The sequence below is a fragment of the Acidisphaera sp. L21 genome (genome assembly GCF_009765685.1).
Taxonomy (GTDB): Bacteria; Pseudomonadota; Alphaproteobacteria; order Acetobacterales; family Acetobacteraceae; genus LMUY01.
In genome coordinates, this window is sequence record NZ_LMUY01000144.1 from 1,968 (window position 1) to 6,511 (window position 4,544).

Here is a 4,544-nt window from a genome sequence, read left to right on the forward strand (position 1 = left end):
GGTGGCGTCGGCGAGTTCCAGGGCGGTCATGTGGAAGCTGGGGTCGGTGAGGCCGAAGCGTTGGGCCAGGGCGCAGACGAGGTCGTGGTTGGAGCGGGCCTCGCCGGGTGGGTCGATGACCTGGCGGCCGATCTGGATGTGGCTGTGGCCGCCGGCCTGGTAGATGTCGTCGTGCTCCAGGAACATCGTCGCGGGCAGGATGATGTCGGCGTGGCGGGCGGTTTCGGTCATGAAGTGTTCGTGCACGACAGTGAACAGGTCGTCACGCATGAGGCCTTCGCGGACGCGGTTGCTGTCGGGGCAGACGGAGGCCGGGTTGCCGCTTTGGACGAGGAGGGCGTGGACTTGGGGGCCGCCGAACAGGGCCTCGGCGTCGCCGGTGAGGATGCTGGCGATGCGGCTCATGTCGAGTTCGCGGATGGCCGGGTCGCGGAAGGCGGTGCCCTCGATAAGGGATTTGTTCCAGGTGTAGATGCCGCGGTTGTTCCAGAGGGCGCCGCCGCCCTCGTGCTGCCATTTGCCGGTGACGGTGGGGAGGCAGGTGACGGCGTGCATGGAGACGGCGCCGTTGCGGCCGCGGGTGAAGCCGTAGCCGGCGCGGATGTAGGCGCGGGGGGTGGCGTTGTAGAGGGTGGCGAAGGCCTCGATTTCGGCGACGGTGAGGCCGGTGATGGCGGCGGCCCAGGTGGGCGTGCGGGTGGCGAGGTGGGCTTCGAGGGCGGCCGGGTCGTCGGCGTATTGGGCCATGTAGGCGCGGTCGGCGTGGCCGTCGCGGAAGGCGCAGTGCATGGTTGCGCAGGCGAGGGCGGCGTCGGTGCCGGGGCGAAGCGCCAGGTGCATGTCGGCGGTGGCGGCGGTTCCGGTGCGGTAGGGGTCGATGACGACGAGCTTGGCCCCCCTCTCCTTTCGGGCGCGGGTGACGTGGGCCATGACGTTGACCTGGGTGGAGACGGGGTTGGTGCCCCAGAGCACGTTGAGGTCGGCCAGCGCCATTTCGCGGGAGTCGGCGCCGATCACCTTGCCGCAGCCGGCGGTCCACCCGGCGCCCGCGATGGTGGAGCAGATGGTGCCCTTGCGGCCGGACCAGCGCATGGCGTGGCGGAGGCGGAAGATGCCGTCGCGGTGGACCAGGCCCATGGTGCCGGCGGAGCTGTAGACCCAGGCGGCTTCGCTGCCGTGTTGGTCGGTGGCGGCGGTGAAGCCAGCGACCGTGCGGTCGAGCGCTTCGTCCCAGGTGATGCGGGTGTATTGGCCGCTGCCCTTGGGGCCGGTGCGGCGCATGGGGTGGAGGATGCGGTCGGGGTGGTGCACCCGCTCGGCGTAGCGGGAGACCTTGTTGCAGATCACCCCGGCGGTGTAGGGGTTATCCGCGCCGCGCACTGCGCCAATGGTCCGCTGGTCCAGCACCTCGACGTCGAGGGCGCAGGTGCTGGGGCAGTCGTGCGGGCAGACGGAGGAGCGGGTTTCGGCCATGGGGTGGGCGCCTTTGTCGCGGAATGCGCCCGACCGTATCCGGTCCCGCCCCTATGCGTCGAGCGAAACGTCCCGCCGGGTTAGGCGAAGCCGGCGTGGGCGTGGGCGTGGGGGCAGAGGCGGGATACCTCCAGGCCGGTGCGGCCGAGTTTGATGTCGTTGATGGTGTTTTCCGATCCGCAGCGCGTCCATGGCATTTGCTGCATGGGCGCTGTATAGTTTGAAATATAGCGTCTGGACATGTCCGCAGCCGCGCACGTTGTATGACGCCGGGTTCGACGCTACGGTTTACCGACCTCGCCGCTCCCGATCGTGCCTGAAGCACAGGAAGTGTCTCTCATGGTTCACAGTTTGCTCAAATGGTCTGCTGCCACCGTGGCCGTCGTTGCCGTGGTTGGGGTGTTCAAACTGACGCCGATTACGGCCGCCCGGGCCGACGGGCCGGCCGTGGCGATGCCGGCGCCGCTTCTGGAGACTGTGGTGGATGCGCCGGGCCTGCAGACGGCGGTGTTCGCCGGCGGGTGTTTCTGGGGCATCCAGGGCGTGTTCCAGCACATCAAAGGCGTGACGTCTGCGGTGTCCGGCTATGCCGGTGGCACCGTGGCGAACCCGAGTTACGGCCAAGTGAGTTCTGGCAGTACGGGCCATGCGGAGGCGGTGCGCGTGACCTACGACCCGGCGCAGGTCAGCTTCGGCACGTTGCTGCAGATCTTCTTCTCCGTGGCGTTGGACCCGACGGAGGTGGATCACCAGGGCCCGGATTGGGGCACGCAATACCGGTCCGATCTGTTCGTCAGCAGCATGGGGCAGGACAAGGCGGCGCATGCGTATTTGGCGCAGCTGACGGACGCGCATGTGTTCGCCAAGCCGATCGCGACGCGGATCGACGATTCCGCGTCGTTCTACCCGGCGGAAGACTACCACCAGGACTACCTGACGCTGCATCCGGACCAGCCGTACATCGCCATGAACGACATTCCGAAGGTGCAGGGCCTGCAACGCCTGTTCCCCGCCTACTGGCGGGATCAGCCGGTGCTGGTCGGCAAAGGCGTGGAGGAGTAGCTGCACCACGCCTACCGACCAGACGAACCAAAACACAAAAAAATGGGGAGACTGAAATGGTCGACAAAGTTCTGAGCGATATTGCCAAGGAAATCGCGATCCGGCCGCATTACGACAACTGGATCGGCGGCAAATGGGTGCCGGCGGTGCGGGGGCAGCATTTCGACAACATCTCGCCGATCACCGGCAAGGTGGTTTGCACCGTGGCGCGGTCCACGTTCGAGGATGTGGAGTTGGCGCTGGATGCGGCGCATGCGGCGCGGGAGGCCTGGGGCAAGACGTCCGTCACCGAGCGGTCCAATATTCTGCTGAAGATCGCCGACCGGATCGAGAGCCGGCTGCCGACGCTGGCGCTGGTGGAGGCGATCGACAACGGCAAGCCGATCCGCGAGACGACGCATGCCGATCTGCCGCTGGTGGTGGACCATTTCCGGTATTTCGCCGCTGTGATCCGGGCGCAGGAGGGGACCAGCAGCGAGATCGACAAGGACACGGTCGCCTATCATTTCCACGAGCCGTTGGGCGTGGTGGCGCAGATCATTCCGTGGAACTTCCCAATGCTGATGGCGACGTGGAAGCTGGCCCCTGCCCTGGCGGCCGGGAATTGCGTGGTGATGAAGCCGGCGGAACAGACGCCCATGGGCATCGCCGTGCTGATGGACATGATCGCCGATTTGCTGCCCCCCGGTGTGGTAAACATCGTGCAGGGGTTCGGCGTGGAGGCGGGCAAGCCGCTGGCGCAGTCCAAGCGGGTGGCGAAGGTCGCGTTCACCGGGGAGACGACGACGGGGCGGCTGATCATGCAGTACGCGTCCGAGAATATCATTCCCGTCACGCTGGAGTTGGGCGGCAAGTCGCCGAACATCTTCTTCAAGGACGTGATGAACGAGGATGACGATTTCTTCGACAAGGCGCTAGAAGGGTTCACGATGTTCGCGCTGAACCAGGGCGAGGTTTGCACCTGCCCGAGCCGGGCGCTGGTGCATGAGAGCATCTATGACCGGTTCATGGAGCGGGCGGTCGCCCGGGTGGGCAAGATCGTGCAGGGCAACCCGCTGGACCCGGCGACAATGATCGGGGCGCAGGCGTCCAACGACCAGTTGGAGAAGATCCTGTCGTATTTCGACATTGGCCGGCAGGAGGGCGCCAAGGTGCTGATCGGCGGCGAGCGGGCGATGCTCGGCGGCGACCTGGAGGGCGGGTATTACGTGAAGCCCACCGTGCTGGAAGGGCATAACAAGATGCGGGTGTTCCAGGAGGAGATCTTTGGCCCCGTCGTGTCGGTGACCAAGTTCAAGGACGATGACGAGGCGTTGGCGATTGCCAATGACACGCTGTATGGGCTGGGTGCCGGGGTTTGGACGCGGGATGGCAACCGGGCGTACCGGTTTGGCCGGGCGATCCAGGCCGGGCGGGTTTGGACCAATTGCTATCATTTATATCCGGCCCATGCGGCGTTCGGCGGGTATAAGCAGTCCGGCATTGGGCGGGAGAACCACCGGATGATGCTGGACCATTACCAGCAGACCAAGAACATGCTGGTGAGCTACGGCACGAAGGCGATGGGCTTCTTCTAGACCTCGCCTGGCATCGGCGGCGCGGGCTTCGGTTCGTGCCGCCGCTTTGTTTGAAGGAACCGATATGGTCGACCGTGTCACCGTGACTCCGGCCGGAGAGGCTGTGATTGCCAAGCTGGTGGCGATGCATGGGGCGGTGATGTTTCACCAATCTGGCGGGTGCTGCGATGGCAGTGCGCCGATGTGCTACCCGCTGCATGAGTTTCGGGTGGGGGCGCAGGATATCCGGTTGGGGGAGATCGCCGGGTCACCGTTCTATATTGGGGCGGCGCAGTTCGAGTATTGGGAGCATACGCAGCTCATCATCGATGTGGTGCCGGGCCGGGGCTCGGGTTTCTCGCTGGAGGCGCCGGAGGGGGTGCGGTTCCTGACGCGCAGCCGGTTGTTTACCGAGGAGGAGGACGCGGCGCTGCGGGCGGCAGGGCGGCCGCT

5 protein-coding genes are annotated in these 4,544 nt (G+C 66.0%); 3 read left to right on the forward strand and 2 right to left on the reverse strand.

The annotated features are described in order from the left end of the window. Both GSQ76_RS26485 and GSQ76_RS32395 read right to left on the reverse strand, forming a co-directional pair. The coding region (locus tag GSQ76_RS26485; RefSeq protein ID WP_158747083.1) for a molybdopterin-dependent oxidoreductase at positions 1-1,473 on the reverse strand (1,473 nt) is incomplete at its 3' end. Between the two features lie 80 nt (positions 1,474-1,553). Next, a complete protein-coding gene (locus tag GSQ76_RS32395) occupies positions 1,554-1,679 on the reverse strand; it encodes a hypothetical protein (RefSeq protein ID WP_256367025.1) in 126 nt (41 codons plus the stop codon). A 133-nt stretch (positions 1,680-1,812) separates the two neighbouring features. On the opposite strand from GSQ76_RS32395, the gene msrA reads away from it, so the two are divergent. From msrA to GSQ76_RS26500, 3 genes are all read left to right on the forward strand, one after another. Further along, positions 1,813-2,535 carry a peptide-methionine (S)-S-oxide reductase MsrA gene (gene msrA / locus GSQ76_RS26490; protein WP_158747084.1) on the forward strand — a complete coding sequence of 241 codons (723 nt, stop codon included), beginning with the start codon at positions 1,813-1,815 and terminating at the stop codon, positions 2,533-2,535. A gap of 56 nt (positions 2,536-2,591) precedes the next feature. Next, entirely contained in the window at positions 2,592-4,112 is a 1,521-nt protein-coding gene (gene adh / locus GSQ76_RS26495) for an aldehyde dehydrogenase (protein ID WP_158747085.1), read from the forward strand. Positions 4,113-4,176: 64 nt separating this feature from the next. Further along, positions 4,177-4,544, forward strand: a 368-nt coding sequence (locus tag GSQ76_RS26500; protein ID WP_158747086.1) for a DUF779 domain-containing protein, incomplete at its 3' end; no start/stop codon positions are given.

Bases quoted from the DNA above. Each gene is read 5' to 3' on its own strand.
- GSQ76_RS32395 (WP_256367025.1), bottom strand. From the start codon at position 1,679: ATGCAGCAAATGCCATGGACGCGCTGCGGATCGGAAAACACCATCAAC.
- msrA (WP_158747084.1), top strand. From the start codon at position 1,813: ATGGTTCACAGTTTGCTCAAATGGTCTGCTGCCACCGTGGCCGTCGTT.
- adh (WP_158747085.1), top strand. From the start codon at position 2,592: ATGGTCGACAAAGTTCTGAGCGATATTGCCAAGGAAATCGCGATCCGG.